Genomic DNA, 16657 nt, shown 5'->3' on the forward strand with positions numbered 1-16657 from the left:
TGGAGTAATCTGGCGGTCCCGTAACATATAAGAACATCATCGATATGAACCAGCTCTCCCGCTCGCTGTTTGCCGCCGCGCTGCTCGCCGCTGCCGGCACCACCTTTGCCGCCGCCCCCATGGTGAAGACGCAGGCGCCCGGCTTTTATCGCACGATGGTAGGCGACTTCGAAGTCACGGTACTGTCCGATGGCACGGTCGACCTGCCGATGGACAAGCTGCTCAATGAAAAACCGGCCAGGCTGCAAGGCGCGCTGGCGAAGCATTTTCTGAAGGCGCCGGTGGAAACGTCGGTTAACACCTTCCTGATCAATACGGGAAGCAAGCTGGTACTGGTGGACACCGGCGCCGGCGGCCTGTTCGGCCCGACCCTGGGCAAGCTGCTGGCAAGCCTGAAGGCGGCCGGGTACCAGCCGGAACAGGTGGACGAAATCTATATCACGCACTTGCACCCCGACCATATCGGCGGCCTGGGCAGTGCGGACAAGGCGGCGTTCCCCAACGCCGTGGTGCGCGCCGACAAGCACGACGCGGATTTCTGGCTGAGCAAGGAAAAGGGGGAAGCGGCACCGGCGGACAAGAAGGCGTATTTCGAGAACGCCCAGGGCGCGCTGGCCGCCTATGCCGGTGCCAACCGCTTCAAGCCCTTCGAAGGCAATACGGAACTGGTGCCGGGCATCCGTGCCACGTCCAGCTACGGCCACACGCCGGGGCATACGAGTTATGTGGTGGAAAGCCGCGGCGAGAAGCTGGTGCTGATCGGCGACGTCATGCACGCCAAGTTCATCCAGTTCGACGACCCGTCGGTCACGATCGCCTTCGACAGCGACACGAAGGCCGCGCTGGCCTCGCGTAAGGCGGCGTTCGCCGACGCCGCGAAGGGCGGATACCTGATCGGCGCCGCCCACTTGCCTTTCCCGGGCATGGGGCATTTGCGCAGCGCCGGCAAGGGCTATGAATTCGTGCCGGTGAACTACACCGTGCCGCGCTGAGCCGGGAAGAGCCCTTGGCCGGCAGCCTTTCGATCGGAAGTGCTGTCGGTCACGCGCGTCTTCCCTGGTGCGCTCAGGCGAGCGCCGGGTAGTCGATGTAACCCTCCGGGCCCGGCGCGTAGAACAGCTCCGGGCGCTGCGGGTTCAGCGGGGCGCCCGTGCGCAGGCGTTCCGGCAGGTCGGGGTTGGCGATGAAGTCCTTGCCCCAGGCGATCGCGTCGGCCGTGCCGTTGTTCAGCACTTCCTGGGCGGCTTCCAGACTGAATTTCTCGTTGGCGATGTACACCCCGCCGAATTCCTTCTTCAGCAGCGGCCCCAGGCTGTCTTCCCCGACCGCTTCGCGCGCGCAGATGAATGCGATCTTGCGCTTGCCCAGTTCGCGCGCCACGTAACCGAACGTGCCGGCCGGATTCGAGTCGCCCATGTCGTGGCTGTCGCGGCGCGGCGCCAGGTGCACGCCCACGCGGTCGGCCCCCCAGACGTCGATCGCGGCATCGGTCGCTTCCAGCAGCAGGCGGGCGCGGTTCTCGACCGGGCCGCCGTAGGCATCGGTACGCTGGTTCGTGCTGTCCTGCAGGAACTGGTCGAGCAGGTAACCGTTGGCGCCATGAATCTCCACGCCATCGAAGCCTGCTTTCTTCGCGTTTTCCGCACCCAGGCGATACGCGGCGATCACGCCCAGGATTTCGTCCGTCTCGAGCGCGCGCGGTACCACGTAGGGGCGCATCGGACGCAGCAGGCTGACATGGCCGGCCGGCGCGATGGCGCTCGGTGCCACTGGTGCCTCGCCGTTCAGGAGGCTCGGGTCCGAGATGCGGCCCACGTGCCACAGTTGCAGGAAGATCTTGCCGCCTTTCGCGTGCACGGCCTCGGTGACGAGCTTCCAGCCCGCCACCTGCTCGTCGGACCAGATGCCCGGCGTGTTTTCATAACCCACTCCCTGCGGCGTGACCGACGTCGCTTCCGACAGGATCAGGCCGGCGCTGGCGCGCTGCGCATAGTACTCGGCCATCAAGGCATTGGGAACGCGGCCTTCGCCCACGGCACGGGCACGGGTCAGTGGCGCCATGACGACGCGGTTTTTCAGCGTCAGGTCGCCGATCGTGATGGGGTCGAACAGAGTGGTCATATCGTTTCCTGTCATGTAAGGGCCTGGCAATCACAGGCCGGTGTTGATGTGATCGAGGAAAGCAGCGATGACTTCTTCGTTGCGCTTGAACATATTCCATTGTCCCAGCCGCGTCACCGTGACGAGTCCCGCCTTTTGCAGGATCGCCAGGTGGCCCGACACCGTCGATTGCGACAGGCCGCAGCGCGTGTCGATCATGCTCGCGCACACGCCCAGGCTGAGCGGGTGGAGCTGGTCGGCAAAGTGCGCTTCCGGTTCCTTCAGCCACGCGAGGATGTCGCGGCGAACCGGATTGGCCAGTGCCTTGTGGATGGCGTCGATGTCGATGTCCGTCATATCTGTATTTCTCGATGCATATATCGTTTGAATCCGATACGCATATCGGGATTTTACGATATAAGTTCAACCCTTGCAGGAAGCGTGCAAAACGGGGAGGGCGGGATGCCCGACTGCAATATAAAAAACGAAATGATATACTCCAGGCCTGCCTGAGGGGACGACCCCTTTCCACCCCCGTTCATGCACTGCCGGCGGTGGCGGGTTTCTTCATCGGTGGGACGACCCTCCCTTACCAAGCTCTGGAGAATGCATGTCCTGGATCGTCCTGTTCGTGGCTGGCCTGCTCGAGGTCGGCTGGGCCGTCGGCCTCAAGTACACCGCCGGATTTACCAAGCTCGTACCGAGCGTGCTGACGCTGGCCGCGATGGCCGGCAGCGTGGGGCTGCTGGGCCTGGCCCTGCGTGACCTGCCGCTGGGCACGGCGTATGCCGTATGGACCGGCATCGGCACCGTGGGCACGGCCATCTACGGCATCGCGGTGCTGGGCGAGCCCTCCGAGGCTGCACGGCTCGTGTGCATCGCCCTCATCGTGTCGGGCATTCTCGGCCTGAAGCTGCTGTCGCCGCAATAAGCGACGGGCCCGCCGCACGTCACCGTGGCCTGGCGGTGCACCGCCCGCGATGTCGCCGCAGGTGGCGCAGCGGGCCGCGCGGTCGGGCATGGCGACCGGCGCGCGCTGCGGCAGGGACGCGTTGCCCGGAAGCCTGCCTAGTGTGGCGAGTCAAAAATTCGATGAATAAATCCGACGAAAATCGCCCCAATACTGCGTTGAAAATGCACGGAAAGGCCCCGGCCTTACCGTGCATTTCCAGCGCCGACGCAGTGCCTCGGCTCTTGAGACGATTTCGTCAAATTTATAATCAACGAATTTCTGACTCACCACACTAGAATTCCGAGTTCACCCGCGCCAGGTAATACCACTCGTGGTTGGCCTTCGCCCCGCTGTCCGGGAACAGGATCACCCCGTCCGTCTCGGCCAGCACGGGGGTGCCGTCGGCCCGGCGGCCGATTTCCTCGCCTTGCCGCACGCGGTCGAAACTGGACCAGGGCCGGCTGAAGGCATCCGCATCGTCGGCCTTGTCGTGCACCTCGCACATCGACAGAATTTCCATGCGGTCGCGCGCGATCGGTTCCGGACGCGGCGCATCGATGCAGCCCAGGTGCGCCAGCGTGTTCATGATGGCGCGCCACGCCACGTCGGGCGCCCGCGGGTCGTCGTGCTGGCCGCATTCCAGCGTCAACGCATAGCCGCCCGTCGTGCGCATGAATTCGGTCGTGCCGACGCCGTAGCGCAGCACCGTGTCCAGTTGCGCATCGTCGCGCAGGCGGCGCTGCACGCCGGCACCATAGGTACGCAGCCAGCCATCGACGAACCGGCGCACGCCCAGCACGCGGGCCAGCGCCCGTTCTTCCCGTTCATGGCGGAAAGGTTCCAGCGGGCCGTCGTTGTCGCGCGGGCCCACCATCACGAATGGTTCGCCGGGCGAGTTGAACGAATGCAGGTCCAGCAGCACGTCATGGGCTGCCAGCAGAGGGCATAGCCAATTGGCGACGCGGTCCTCGAAATCCTGGGGATGGGGTTTCGGAAACAGGCTGCGGTTCAGGTTGCGTTCGCCAGCCCGCTCGCCCTTCGCGTAAGCCAGCGGGTTAGCGACGGGCACGAAGGTGACGCTGCCGTTCACGATGGCGAGTTCGCCGCTGTCGAGCTGGGCCATTACGCGGCCGATGGCCTGCGTGCCGGCCGTTTCATTGCCGTGCACGGCGCCCATGATCACGACGCGGGGCCCGGGGCCCTGGCCCGTGTACTGGATGGAACGAAAGTGCGGTGCGCGGCTCATGCGGGTCCTCGGTCGAGAGATGCCGCCATTGTAGCCGGCGAAAGTTCGCGCAGGGCAGGCGTTGCTTCAGGGTCTCAACAGCACAATGATCGAAGGGGACGTTCCCCGCGCCTGGCCCTGCCCGGCGGCGCGCGGGCGGTACAATGCCGGCCATGTCATCCTCCCCCCGCCTGGACGGCCTGGACACGCTGCGCGCCCTCGCGATCGTGCTGGTGTTCGCCAACCATTACATGAGCTTCGTCACGCACGAGGACACGTTCGGCTTCGTCAGCAAGGTCGGCTGGACGGGCGTCGACCTGTTCTTCACGCTGTCCGGCTACCTGATCGGCAATCAGATCCTGGCAGCCCTGCGCGCCGGCGCGTTCTCGCCAGGAAAGTTTGCGGCACGGCGGCTCCTGCGCACGCTGCCCAACTATTATGTGGTGCTGGCCCTGTATGCGTTCTGGCCGCCGTTCATCGATGGCACGCGCCATGCCCCCTGGTGGCAATACCTCACGTTCACGCTGAACTTCGACCTGGTGCCCGGCACGCGGTTTTCCCATTCCTGGTCGCTGTGCGTGGAAGAGCAGTTCTATTTCGCGCTGCCGCTGGCGGCGCTGGCCATCGTACGCTGCCGGCGCCCCGTGGCGCTGGGCTGGCTGTTGCTGGCGGGCGGCGTGGTTGCCGGCATGTGGTTCCGCGAACTGGGCTGGCAGGAGGCCCGACCGCCAGCCTGGGGTAATGGCGCGTTCTATACGGAGGTGTACTACGCCACCCTGTGCCGCTTCGACGAATTGCTGGCCGGTGTTGCGCTGGCGATGGTGCGGCAATGCCACGCGCCGCTGTGGGGGCGCATTACCGCTTTCGGCAATTGGACGCTGGCCGCCGGCATCCTCGTCACGGCCGTGGCATGGAAGCTGTTCCTGGACGACCACTTCGGCCACGCCGTCACCGTGTTCGGCTATCCCTTGCTGGCGCTGGGCTTCGCGCTGCTGGTCCTGGCGGCGCTGAGCCCTGGCTCGCTGCTCGCCCGGGTGCGCATTCCAGGTGCCGGCAGCGTGGCCATATGGTCGTACGCGATCTACCTGACGCACAAGCAACTTTGCGTGGTGTTGGCAAAGGCGCTGCGGCCGGCCGGTATCGACCCGGCCGGGCCGGTCGGTATCGCGATTCTTGCGGCAGCCAGCGCGCTGGCCGGCTGGCTGCTGTTCAAGCTGGTCGAAACGCCATTCATGCTGCTGCGGGAGCGCTATGTGCCGGCCGCCGCGCGCCAGCCGGCGCCTGCGGCCGCGTCGGCTTGAAGGAAGCAGGGAAGCCGGGCGTGGCTATCCCCGCCGGCGCATCAGCGCGGTGGCGTCACGCCTTGCGCTGCTTGCGGCGCGCGGCGTAGCCCAGCAGGCCCAGGCCGGCCAGCAGCATGCCGAAGGTTTCCGGTTCGGGTACCGCCGCGGAAATGTGCAAGTCGTTTGCCGTGGTCCAGACGTCCACGTCGCCCGACTGCACCGTCAGCGAGGTGAGCCTGCTGTCCGTGACGAAGCCAACGAACGAGTTCACTTCCGGCGCCTCGACCGTGTAGGTCAGCGTGGCACCCGTGCTGTCCGTTGCCGTGAGGGTGATCGATTCGAGCGGCGTGGAAAAGCCCGACAGGTCGGACCCGAAGAAGAACCCGCCGGCGCCCGCGACCTGGCCGTTCAGCGCGAACACGAGGCCGTCCCCACTCCAGGCGGGAGTCACCCAGAAGTCGACATCGTCGTCGCTCGCGCCCCACAGCCCCGCCGATTCGGCGTCGGGGGCGGTGCTCAGTTCGTACGAATAATCCCCGGCGGTGCGCGTGAGGGGGCCTTCATACTCATCGATCTCCAGGTCGTCGAAGGTATCCACGCCGGTAGTGCCGACCGCGGACAGGTAGGAAGACTGGCTGGTATAGACGGTGATCTCGGCCTGCGCGGCAGTGGCGGACAGCAGCAGGACAGCGGTGGCGAGGGCGGTTTTCGCAGAGAGGGACATACGCACGATATAAGCTCCAGAAACGGTTGTTAGGAAGACTTCAGGTGTATGTAGTTCAGCGTGGAACTCCTGCAAATGTAATACCGCCGAGATCGCCTAGCAATAAAACATTAAAAATAAATTAATTGTCGATCCTGAATCGTGCGGCTTGCCATTTGCATTAACCTTCACGAAGGTATGCCCGGTCGAAAGGCCAACACGCCATACGGCTGTGTTGATTCAACTGTAGTCCACGCCCCGCCAACTTTCAAACGGAATGTCGCGCAGGGTCGCAGTCAGCGCATGTCGATCACGTCGAATGGCGCGTCGCGCCCGGCCATGAAGTCGAGCACGGCGCGGATGCGGGCGGGCGCTTCGTCATGCTCGGTGGCGGCGATGACGGCTTTCAGCCCCGGCATCGCTTCCACGATACGCGGGCTGCGGTAGGCGCCGATCAGCAGCGCGGCCAGTTGCGCCGCCTCGCGCTGGTGGTCGAGGCGCAGGCGCTGTTCGAGCACGCCGAACAGCGCGCGCTGCATGCGCGGCGTGGGATTGGTGATGTGGGCGAAGACGAGGGGCGTATTGGCGATCGCCTCGCAGATGCGGCGCTCCATCTCGTCGGGCTTGACGTCGGAGGCGATGTCGAAATAGGCCGCGTTCCAGCGCGTGCGCGCATGGACGTGGCCGGGCGGGAAGGAATCGGCCGTGTCGAGCCCCAGGGCCCGGCTCAGCCGTTTGAACAGATCAATCAGGGTGGTCATGCGCTTATTCTAGCGCGGCCACGGCCCTTTCATCAGGCCCGGCCGTGGGCCTCCTCGCCCAGGCGGCCGGCGCGGAAGTCTTCCACCGCCTGGTGGATTTCCTGCTGCGTGTTCATCACGAACGGGCCGTACTGGGCGATCGGCTCGTTCAGGGGGCGGCCGGCGATCAGGGTGAAGCGCGCCGCCTCCTGCGCCGTGACGGTAACGCCGTCGGCCGCCGCGTCATTGGCCAGGATCGCCATGCTGCGTTCCGCCACCGCCTTGCCGCCCACCGTCACGCTGCCGCGATACGGGTACAGGAAGGCATTGTGGCCGGTCGCCAGCGCCTGGCTGAGCGTGACGCCGGCGGGCAGCTCCACGTCGAGGTACAGCGGTTCGGTCACGTCGCGCTGCACCGCGCCCGCCACGCCGTGGCTGGCGCCGGCGATCACCCGCACGGTGGCGCCTTCGGCCGTGGTGAACGAGGGAATCTCGGCCGCCTTGAAATCCTTGTACCAGGGCTTCATCAGCTTGTCCTTCGCCGGCAGGTTCAGCCATAGCTGGAAGCCCTCCATCAAGCCTTCTTCCTGTTCCGGCATCTCGGAGTGGATCACGCCGCGGCCGGCCGTCATCCATTGCACGCCGCCATTCTCCAGCAAGCCTTCGTTGCCGGCGCTGTCCCGGTGGCGCATGCGGCCGGTGAGCATGTACGTCACCGTCTCGAAGCCGCGATGGGGGTGGTCCGGGAAGCCGGCGAGGTAATCGCTGGCTTCTTCGGAACCGAAATTGTCCAGCATCAGGAAGGGATCGAGGCGGCGCTGCAGCGGCTGCGTGAGCACGCGGTTGATCTTCACGCCGGCGCCATCCATCACGGCCTGGCCCTGGATCACGCGCTCCACGGTGCGCGGGCGGGTGACGGTCTCTACGGTATTGCTCATGGCATTCTCCTGGTGCTGGTAGGGTGGTCGATCAGGCGATCACGGCGTTGATCTGCTCTTCCGCCGCGGCGCGGGCGCGGGCGACCGCGTCGGCGCCCAGGCCATGGCCCTCGGAAAACACGAACTGTACATCGGTCAGGCCCACGAAGGACAGGAACGCCTTCAGGTGCGGCAGCTGGGTGTCGGTGGGCGCGTCCTTGTGCAGGCCGCCGCGGGTCACCGCCACGTACACCTTCTTGCCCGTCAACAGGCCGACGGGGCCGGTGGGGCCGTACTTGAACGTGACGCCGGCGCGGGCGATCGCGTCGAACCAGCTTTTCAGCTGCACCGTGATGCCGAAGTTGTACATCGGCGCGCCGATCACGATCACGTCCGCCGCCTGGGCCTGGGCGATCAATGCATCGTCGAGCGCCACGCGGGCCGCTTGCTCGGGCGTACGCTGGTCGGCCGGCGTGAACAGCGCTTGCAGCGCGGCTTCGTCCAGCACGGGGTGGGGCTCGGCGGCCAGGTCGCGGCGCACCACGGTAGCCTTGCCGTCCGCGTTCAGCTTCGCGACGATCGCGTCGGCCAGGCGGGTGGATTCGGAACCGGTGCTGCGGGCGCTGGAATTGATCTGCAGGATGTTCATGGTGTGCTCCTTGTCGAATTGTCGGTTTGCGTGTTGCGATGGGTGAACTTTACGCGTTCCATTCATGGCGATAAAGACGGTAAAATGGATAACATTCATCCACCAGTGGAACAATCATGGAACTCGATCCGGCCGACTTGCTGCTGTTCGCGCGCATTGTCGAAACGGGCAGCTTCAGCCAGGCGGCCGAGCGGACGCAGCTGCCGAAGTCGACGGTCTCGCGCCGCCTGTCGCTGCTGGAGGCGCGGCTGGGCGAACGGCTGCTGCAGAGGACCACGCGCCGCCTCGTGTTGACGGAATTCGGCGCCAGCCTGCTCGAGCATGCACGCAAGGTCGCGGAGGAAACGGAAGCGGCGGGCGCGCTGGCGCAGCACCGGCAGGGAGCGCCCAGGGGCTTGCTGAAGGTGTCGATGCCGGCCGATTTCGCCAATGAGGTGATGGGCAGCCTGCTGCCGGGTTTCATGGCGCGCTATCCGGCGATCTCGCTGCAATTCGACCTGTCGCCGCGGCGGGTGGACCTGCTGGCCGAAGGCTTCGACCTGGCGGTGCGGATGGGCGCGCTGCCGGACGACGCCACGCTGGCGGCCAGGCCGGTGGTGCTCAGCACGTGGGCGCTGTACGCGTCGCCCTCGTACACGGTGCTGCGCGGCCTGCCGTCGCATCCGGACGAGCTGTTCAGGCACGACCTGCTGGGCCTGTCCCGCACGGCGGCCGGCCTGGCGCCATGGAAGCTGTTGCGCGGAAAGATGCAGTGGGAGCGCGAGGTACCCGTGCGGATGACGGGCAACTCACCGGAATTGCTGGCGCGGCTGGCTGCCGCCGGCGCCGGCATCGCCAGCTGCACCGACCGCTACGCCGCGCCGCTCGTCGCCGCCGGCACCCTGGTCAAGGTGCTTCCTGACTGGAGCTTCCCATCCGTCACCGGCTGGGCCGTCTTCCCCGGCCGCCGGCTGATGCCCGCGAAAACCCGCGTGTTTCTCGACATGCTCGAAGCGCACTACAGCGAGAACCGGTGACAAGAAAAAACCGGTGACAGGCACCGTGTCGAGAGAAGTTGCAAAAAGTCCGGTGCCTGTCACCCGGTTTTGAGAAATGTTGCAAAAAGCCCGGTGCCTGTCACCGGGTCTCGGGAAATGTTGCAAAAAGACTGGTGCCTGTCACCGGTTTTTGGTTCGGGGGTGGTTCAGCCGTGGAGCGCGGCCATCGGCTCGCCGAGCCGGACGGCGCCGGCGGGTTGCCAGGCGGGGTTGAAGGCGAGGGTGTCTTTCGGGAACAGCATGACGACGGTGGAGCCGAGCAGGAAGCGGCCCAGTTCTTCGCCCTTTTTCAGCATGATGTGCTGGTCCAGGTAAGTCCATTCGCAGATCTTGGGCTGCCGCGGTGGGTTGACCACGCCGTGCCAGACGGTCGCCATGCTCCCGACGATCGTGGCGCCCACCAGCGTCATCACGAACGGGCCATGGGCCGTGTCGAATACGCACACGACGCGTTCATTGCGCGCGAACAGGCCGGGGATGCCGCGCGCCGTCGTCGGGTTCACGGAGAACAGGCTGCCGGGAATGTAGATCATGCGCGTCAGCTTGCCGTCGCAGGGCATGTGGATGCGATGATAGTCGCGCGGCGACAGGTACAGGTTGGCGAAGCTGCCGTGCTGGAACAGGTCGGCCAGCGCGCGGTCGCCGCCCACCAGCGCAGTCGTCGTGAAGCTGTGGCCCTTGGCCTGGAAGATCTGGTCGTCCTCGATCGCGCCGAACTGGCTGATGCGGCCGTCCACCGGGCACACATAGGGCGTATCGGCAATCTGGCGCACGCCGGGTTTCAGGGCACGGGTAAAGAATTCGTTGAAGCTGTGGTAGCTCGCGATATCGGGGTTCTCGGCTTCGTCCATGTTGACGTTGTACTTGCCGACGAACCAGCGTATCAACCGCGTCGTCATCGCGCCGCCTTTCGCACCCGCCACGCGGCCGGCGAAATTGGTCAGCGCCCCCTTCGGGAGCAGGTATTGAGGCAGGACGGCGAGGCGGTCGGACACGATAGCGAAATTCCAGAGATGTTCAAGCGCGCATTATAGCCGCGCACGGCAAGGCGATGGCGCGGCAAACCTGGCAATCTTTCTTGCGAGTTAACACATGCGTAACACGTGCGCGAGAAACTCCGGCAAAATAGCGCTACCACGAACCCTTATCCCGCCATTATTCCCTATTTTCTCGTCCATTGACCGTTTCCCCATGCGCTCCGTTCATCCTTTCAAGCTGGCCGTGCTGACGGCTGCCGTTGTCGCTTCGCTGCCGGCCCATGCCGCCACCGTGCAAACCCAGCCCGAATTGCCCCAACAGCCGGCGGCGGCGCAGGCGGAGCCGGTGCAGAAGGTGGAAATCAAGGGTTCCACGGCAGCCTATGATCCGCGCCGCGACGATACGGCCAGCAAGATCGTCGTGTCCGACGAGGAGATCAAGCGCTATGGCGACACGTCGATCACCGATGTGTTCAAGCGCGTGCCGGGCGTGACGGTGGGCGGTTCCGGCCGCGGCGGCAGCGATATCCGCATGCGCGGCCTCGGCAGCGGCTATACGCAGATTCTGCTGAACGGGGAACGGGCGCCGGCCGGCTTCTCGATCGACACGCTGTCGCCAGACGTCATCGAGCGCATCGAGATCGTGCGCGCGGCCAGCGCCGAGTTTTCCACGCAATCGATCGCCGGCACCATCAATATCGTGCTCAAGCGCGCCGTGAAGACGGCGCAGCGCGAATTGAAGCTCAGCGCGGCCAAGAGCGCCGACCAGAACAGTCCGAGCGGCAGCCTGCAACTGTCCGACAAGCATGGAGCCATGTCGTACTCCCTGAGCGGCAACTTCTGGCGCGGCACGTATGACCGCGCTTCGCCCGTCGAGGAAACCCTGGTCGACCCGGCCGGGCAGCTGGCGCTGGTGCGGCACACCCGCCAGCAGGATGGCGGCCGCTGGGAGGGCGTGAACCTCGCGCCGCGCGTCAACTGGAACCTGGAAGGCGGCGATACGCTCACCTCGCAGTCCTTCGTCAACTTCAACCGCAACCGCTATCATGGCTACCAGGAAATCGACACCGAACTGGGCGCCCGGCCCCGCTTCGACGTGCGCGACATGGTCAACAGCAACCGCAGCCTGTACGCGCGCACCGACCTGAACTGGGTGAAGCGCCTGGGCGAGGGCGGCAAGCTGGACGCGAAAATCGGCCTCAGCGGCATGCGCTCCGAGGGCACCTGGCACGAGTTCGACTACCGGGATGGCGCACTGGGCCGCGACGTCACCGTGCTCAGCGAAACGACGGAGAAGGCCTTTTCGACGCAGGGGAAGTATTCGGCGCCGTGGCTGGAAGACCATGCGCTGTCGATGGGCTGGGATGCGGGCGTGACCCGGCGCGACGATTCGCGCCTCGAGGATGAGGCGGATTTGCCGGGCTACGTGGCCGCCGATTCCGACGAGGGCTATGAAGCGAAGGTGACACGGCTGGCCCTGTATGCGCAGGATGAATGGAACCTCACGCCGCGCTGGTCGGTATATGCCGGCGTGCGCTGGGAAGGCATCGAGACCACCAGCGAGGGCGACAGCTTCGCCGCGGTGAGCCAGACCAACAGCGTGTGGAGTCCGCTGGCGCAAACGCTGTACAAGCTGCCGGACAGCCGCGACCAGGTGCGCCTGGCTTTGACCCGCACGTTCAAGGCGCCCGCCGCGAACAACCTGGTGCCGCGCCGTTTCACGTCCACCAACAACAGCCAGACCGAGCCGGATCGCCGCGGCAACCCGGAGCTGCAGCCGGAGCTGGCGTCGGGCATCGACGCCTCATACGAGCACTACTGGGGCGAGAATGCGCTGCTGTCGGCGGCCGCGTCGATGCGGCGCATCAGCGGTTATACGCGGCAGGGATTATTCGTCGAAAACGGCCGCTGGATCGCCACGCCGGTCAACGACGGCAGCGCCGTCACCCGCAGCATCGAGCTGGAAGCCAAGTTCCCGCTGGCGGCCGTGTTCGCCGACGCGCCGGGCGTGGACCTGCGCGCCAGCGTGGCGCGTAACTGGTCGCGCGTGGACGTGGTGCCGGGTCCGGACAACCGGCTGGACCAGCAGACGCCGCTGTCGGCCACGTTCGGCGCCGACTACCGCTCGCGCGACGGCAAGCTGACGACGGGGGCCAGCTTCGCCTTCCGCGACGGCGGCCCGGTGCGCATCGACCTCAACCAGACGGGCTACCAGAGCGTGCGGCGTGACCTGGACGTGTACGCGCTGTGGAAATTCAATCCGCAATACCAGCTGCGCCTGGCCGTCTCGAACCTGCTGGGCCAGGATTCGGTCGGCGATTCCGCCTATACGGACGAGAGCGGCACATTGCGGCGCACCAGCAGCTACCCCGGCTACACCCAGGGCCGGGCCACGCTCGAAATGCGCTTCTGAACGGGCCCCTGGGCGGGGCCCACACCTGCTTTAGAGCGCCTAACAAAACCCCCATGGCTGCGTTGCGGCGTCTCGCCGTACAGGTGTACTGTCTTCGACGCCGCGCCTTGCCCTGCGGGTTTTGTTAGGCGCTCTTAATACGGCGTGCCATCCTTGTGCGTGAACCGCCAATGGCCGTCCTCGAATACGGCGGCCACGTCGTCGCGTGGATAAACCGCGGTATCGCCGGGCGAGCGGTCGCCAATTTCCAGGAATACCACCTCCGCCGACGAACGGTTCTCCAACCGGTGCGCGCGGCCGCCGGCCGGGAAGCCGGCGCACATGCCGGGCTCGAGCACCATTTCACCGTCATCGGTAACGAGCACTGCTTCGCCGGCAAGCAGATAAATAAATTCATCCTGCGTCGTATGCCGGTGCAACAACGCCGAGATACTCCCTGGCGCCAGCGTGCAGCGGTTTACGCCGAAATTCTTCAGCCCGAATATATCGCCGAGAGGCTGCTTCACCCGGCCCGCCGTCATTTCGGCGAACGGCGATGGCATCAACGATGGCTTGCTGCGCGGCGGGGCATCCTGCGCAATCACTGCTAGCGGGTTGGTATTCATGGTTGTGAGTTTAAGTGGACAAATTTTATTCTCGCGTAAGCTTACACCACATTTAATGTGAATAATTGTGGAAAGCGCGCGCGGTCTTATGGTAAATTGGCGGACATTGAATTCTCACAGATTGTCACGGGCACTTTTTCACCTACGAAGGATAAGAGATGACGACTTACCAGGAATACCAGGCCAAGATCGCCGAATTGCAGAAGCAGGCTGAATTGGCCCGCCGGAACGAGATCGCGGAAGCAAAGGAGCGCATCGCCTCCATCATGCGTGAACACAACCTGACGCTGGCCGACCTGGGTCCGGCCGTCAAATCGGCCAAGCCGGTCAAGACGCGCGCCCCGGTGCCGATGAAATATCGTGACGACGCAACGGGCCAGACCTGGACGGGTCGTGGCCGTGCGCCGAAATGGCTGGAAGGCCGTAACAAGGAAGACTTCCTGATCAAGCAATAAGCCGGCCCATGCGTTGCCCGCGAACCTGGCGATGCATGGATTAAGCGTGCTGGACTGTAATAAGAGCGCCTAACAAAACCCCCATGGCTGCGTTGCAGCGTCTCGCCGTACAGGTGTACTGTCTTCGACGCCGCGCCTTGCCCTGCGGGTTTTGTCAGGTGCTCCAAGGCGCGCTGGCCGGCTGCGCTTATTCAGCAGAACGGGCGGGCGAGGCGGCTTTCGCATCGCCGCTGCTTCACTTTGCGAAGCGAGTTCCACCTGCCCGTTTCCGCCGGTGATAATATCGGGAAAAGCGCGATAGCGCCTTCCTGATTCCGGCCCGCTCCAGGTGGTCGCCGTACCCGTGCGTTTGCTCATATATATGCTGTAATGACGAAACGCCCGGTTGACGGCACCGATGCCGAACACGGCACTGCCGCCTGTGCAAATGCCGCCGCCTGCCTGTCAATTCCCGGTGATACTCAGAATATTCCCATCCGGGTCTTTGAACCAGGCCACTTTCATGCCATTGCCGACATGGATATCGCCTTCCAGCCGCAAGCCTGGCATCTCGTAATGTTCGAAGGCCACGCCTTTCGCTTTCAGCGCGGCCACGATTTCCTCGATCTCGTCGCCCGTTGCCCAGGTCGCTGAAGTGGCTTCGTTGGTACCGGCGTATTGCGACCGGTAAACCATGATCCGCGAACTGCCGCTCAGATAAGACAGGACTTCGCCTTCGGCGTCGCCGCCGGTGGCACTCTCCTGCAATCCCAGCGTATCGCCATAAAAGGTGCGCGCCGCCGCGAGATCGCGTACGGCGATCGTCGCCATTGCTTCCGTATTTGCCAGCATGGTGTCCTCCGTGGTGGGTGAGTTTCCATGATAGGCGGCGCGGTGGCGGATGCCAGGTGAGCGCCGCGCCCGCCGGATGTGTGCGAAGATGCCGCATGATTCCATTGTTTCCACTCAACACCGTGCTGTTCCCGGATGGCCGCCTCGCGCTGCAGGTGTTCGAGGTGCGTTATCTCGACATGATCAAGCGCTGCATCGCGTCGTCGGAAGAATTCGGCGTGGTTGCGCTGGCCGAGGGCGAGGAAGTGCGCAAGCCGGGCCAGGCGGAGGCGATCGTGACGATCGGGACCCTCGCGCGCATCGTCGACTGGACGGCGCCGCTGCCGGGCCTGATGCACATCACCTGCCTCGGCACGCAGCGCTTCCGCGTGCAAGCCGCCGAGCAACTGAAGCATGGCCTGTGGATGGCCGACATCGAACGCCTGCCGGACGACATGACCGTGCCCGTGCCGGCCGAGCAGCAGGACGTGGCGAACGCGCTCGGTTCGCTGATCCGTTCCCTGCAACAGCGCGGCGTGGCGCCGGCGCAAATGCCGATGAGCCCGCCGTATCGCCTCGATGAAAGCGGCTGGGTGGCGAACCGCTGGTGCGAACTGCTCGAGCTCGATCTGGCGCAGAAGCAGTTGCTGCTGGCCCAGGACAACCCTGTCCTGCGCCTGGAACTGGTGCAGGATGCGCTGGCCGACAGCGGCTACCTGAACTAGGGAAGCGCAGATCCATTCATTGCGGCGCGAGTTCCTCTTCCGCCGCATGCACGCGCACCGACCACATCACGCCGGCGACGAGCAGGGCGATCGCCGCCGCCTCGAGCGGTCGTGGCCAGGCCTGGCGGTAGACGAAGCCGTACAGCAGGGCGAACAGCGTTTCGAACAGGATCAGCTGGCCCGACAGCGTGACGGGCACGCGCCGGCTTGCCACGTTCCATAACTGGTTGCCGATCACCGAGGCGCCCAGCGCCAGGAGCGCGTTGCAGGTCCAGAACAATGCCCAGTCGCGCCGGCCCGCGACCGTGGCCGTACCGATGAACTCCTCATGCCGCAGTGCGAACGTCGCGGCCGCGATGCCGAGCGCGATGATGCCGGTGGACAGGCCGTACAGCGCCGACCATTCCGCGCTGCTGAAGTGGGCATTGGCTTTCAGGTAGCGGGCATTGTCCACGGCATACCAGGTCCAGCACAGCAGGGCCCCGGCGGCACATGCCAGGCCGACGGCGGTCTGCCACAGCGGCCGGCCGGATTCCCGCGCATGCGTGAAGACGTCGATATTGATGCAGGCGATGCCCGCCGCCACCACCAGCAGGGGCAGGGCCAGGCGCGCCAGCGGCACGGCGCCGTGATCGTGCCGGCCCATCAGCGTGACCGTGACGGGCAGGATGCCGATGATCAGCGACGTGGGCGCCACGCCGGCCAGCTTCACGGCGCTTGCCAGCAGCATGTAATAGACGATGTTGCCGGCCAGCGCGTGGCGCAGCAGCGCCGCGCAGTCGCCGCGGTCCAGCCGGTGGGCCAGGCCGGAGAGCTTGGGCAGCAGCAGCACGAAGGCCATCGCGCCATAGGCCGTGTAGCGGCCCAGGGCCAGCTCCAGCGGCGAGAAGGCCGCCAGCAGCGCCGGCACGATGAATACCATGCCCCACATCGCTCCGGCCAGCAGGCCGCACAGTACGCCAGTCCACATCCGATGCCGATCCAGTTCTCGTTTTTTAAGGGGCGCCAGTGTCGCACAGAGTGCGCTATGGTGGCCAGACCACTCGATCAAGCAGGAAGCAGGAGA

The 16657-nt window shown here is 65.3% G+C and carries 18 protein-coding genes; 7 read left to right on the forward strand and 11 right to left on the reverse strand.

From position 1 onward, the window contains the following. The first annotated feature begins 44 nt into the window (after positions 1-44). The gene (locus tag V6Z91_RS21100; protein ID WP_338760731.1) at positions 45-992 is read left to right on the forward strand and encodes an MBL fold metallo-hydrolase; all 948 of its coding nucleotides are present in this window, start codon (positions 45-47) and stop codon (positions 990-992) included. A gap of 73 nt (positions 993-1065) precedes the next feature. On the opposite strand, the gene V6Z91_RS21105 is transcribed toward V6Z91_RS21100, so the two are convergent. Both V6Z91_RS21105 and V6Z91_RS21110 read right to left on the reverse strand, forming a co-directional pair. Then, positions 1066-2121, reverse strand: a complete 1056-nt coding sequence (locus V6Z91_RS21105; RefSeq protein WP_338760734.1) for an alkene reductase — start codon at positions 2119-2121, stop codon at positions 1066-1068. Positions 2122-2151: 30 nt separating this feature from the next. Next, positions 2152-2457 carry a helix-turn-helix transcriptional regulator gene (locus V6Z91_RS21110; RefSeq protein ID WP_338760737.1) on the reverse strand — a complete coding sequence of 102 codons (306 nt, stop codon included), beginning with the start codon at positions 2455-2457 and terminating at the stop codon, positions 2152-2154. Positions 2458-2710: 253 nt separating this feature from the next. Here V6Z91_RS21110 and sugE point away from each other — a divergent pair, with 253 nt between their 5' ends. Then, positions 2711-3031 (forward strand): quaternary ammonium compound efflux SMR transporter SugE, encoded by a 321-nt coding sequence (sugE, locus tag V6Z91_RS21115; RefSeq protein WP_338760740.1) that lies wholly within the window; start codon positions 2711-2713, stop codon positions 3029-3031. Between the two features lie 313 nt (positions 3032-3344). Here the strand turns inward: sugE and V6Z91_RS21120 are convergent, their stop codons facing one another. Beyond that, on the reverse strand, positions 3345-4298 hold the full coding sequence (locus V6Z91_RS21120) for a succinylglutamate desuccinylase/aspartoacylase family protein (RefSeq protein ID WP_338760743.1): 954 nt from the start codon (positions 4296-4298) through the stop codon (positions 3345-3347). Between the two features lie 152 nt (positions 4299-4450). Here V6Z91_RS21120 and V6Z91_RS21125 point away from each other — a divergent pair, with 152 nt between their 5' ends. Further along, positions 4451-5578, forward strand: a complete 1128-nt coding sequence (locus V6Z91_RS21125; protein ID WP_338760746.1) for an acyltransferase — start codon at positions 4451-4453, stop codon at positions 5576-5578. 55 nt (positions 5579-5633) lie between these two features. Here the strand turns inward: V6Z91_RS21125 and V6Z91_RS21130 are convergent, their stop codons facing one another. From V6Z91_RS21130 to V6Z91_RS21145, 4 genes are all read right to left on the reverse strand, one after another. Continuing rightward, complete coding sequence (locus V6Z91_RS21130; RefSeq protein ID WP_338771982.1) at positions 5634-6284, reverse strand: PEP-CTERM sorting domain-containing protein; 651 nt, start codon at positions 6282-6284, stop codon at positions 5634-5636. 275 nt (positions 6285-6559) lie between these two features. Beyond that, entirely contained in the window at positions 6560-7024 is a 465-nt protein-coding gene (locus V6Z91_RS21135; protein ID WP_338760749.1) for a hypothetical protein, read from the reverse strand. Between the two features lie 32 nt (positions 7025-7056). After that, positions 7057-7941, reverse strand: coding sequence for a pirin family protein (locus V6Z91_RS21140; protein WP_338760752.1), 885 nt, complete (start codon positions 7939-7941; stop codon positions 7057-7059). Between the two features lie 31 nt (positions 7942-7972). Further along, complete coding sequence (locus V6Z91_RS21145) at positions 7973-8569, reverse strand: NAD(P)H-dependent oxidoreductase (protein WP_338760754.1); 597 nt, start codon at positions 8567-8569, stop codon at positions 7973-7975. A gap of 116 nt (positions 8570-8685) precedes the next feature. Here V6Z91_RS21145 and V6Z91_RS21150 point away from each other — a divergent pair, with 116 nt between their 5' ends. Continuing rightward, positions 8686-9585, forward strand: a complete 900-nt coding sequence (locus V6Z91_RS21150; RefSeq protein WP_338760756.1) for a LysR family transcriptional regulator — start codon at positions 8686-8688, stop codon at positions 9583-9585. 167 nt (positions 9586-9752) lie between these two features. Here V6Z91_RS21150 and asd read toward each other — a convergent pair whose 3' ends face one another. Next, the gene (gene asd, locus V6Z91_RS21155; protein ID WP_338760758.1) at positions 9753-10601 is read right to left on the reverse strand and encodes an archaetidylserine decarboxylase; all 849 of its coding nucleotides are present in this window, start codon (positions 10599-10601) and stop codon (positions 9753-9755) included. A gap of 196 nt (positions 10602-10797) precedes the next feature. Between asd and V6Z91_RS21160 the strand changes: the two genes are divergently transcribed. After that, positions 10798-12996, forward strand: a complete 2199-nt coding sequence (locus tag V6Z91_RS21160; RefSeq protein ID WP_338760760.1) for a TonB-dependent receptor — start codon at positions 10798-10800, stop codon at positions 12994-12996. A gap of 134 nt (positions 12997-13130) precedes the next feature. Here the strand turns inward: V6Z91_RS21160 and V6Z91_RS21165 are convergent, their stop codons facing one another. Then, a complete protein-coding gene (locus V6Z91_RS21165; protein ID WP_338760762.1) occupies positions 13131-13601 on the reverse strand; it encodes a cupin domain-containing protein in 471 nt (156 codons plus the stop codon). A gap of 158 nt (positions 13602-13759) precedes the next feature. Here V6Z91_RS21165 and V6Z91_RS21170 point away from each other — a divergent pair, with 158 nt between their 5' ends. Continuing rightward, a complete protein-coding gene (locus tag V6Z91_RS21170; protein ID WP_338760764.1) occupies positions 13760-14056 on the forward strand; it encodes an H-NS histone family protein in 297 nt (98 codons plus the stop codon). A 444-nt stretch (positions 14057-14500) separates the two neighbouring features. On the opposite strand, the gene V6Z91_RS21175 is transcribed toward V6Z91_RS21170, so the two are convergent. Beyond that, positions 14501-14887 carry a VOC family protein gene (locus V6Z91_RS21175; protein WP_338760767.1) on the reverse strand — a complete coding sequence of 129 codons (387 nt, stop codon included), beginning with the start codon at positions 14885-14887 and terminating at the stop codon, positions 14501-14503. Positions 14888-14982: 95 nt separating this feature from the next. Here V6Z91_RS21175 and V6Z91_RS21180 point away from each other — a divergent pair, with 95 nt between their 5' ends. Then, complete coding sequence (locus V6Z91_RS21180) at positions 14983-15591, forward strand: LON peptidase substrate-binding domain-containing protein (RefSeq protein WP_338760769.1); 609 nt, start codon at positions 14983-14985, stop codon at positions 15589-15591. Positions 15592-15607: 16 nt separating this feature from the next. Here V6Z91_RS21180 and V6Z91_RS21185 read toward each other — a convergent pair whose 3' ends face one another. Then, complete coding sequence (locus V6Z91_RS21185; protein WP_338760772.1) at positions 15608-16561, reverse strand: DMT family transporter; 954 nt, start codon at positions 16559-16561, stop codon at positions 15608-15610. Positions 16562-16657 lie beyond the last annotated feature (96 nt).

It is taken from the genome of Massilia sp. METH4, assembly GCF_037094685.1.
GTDB lineage: Bacteria > Pseudomonadota > Gammaproteobacteria > Burkholderiales > Burkholderiaceae_D > Rugamonas.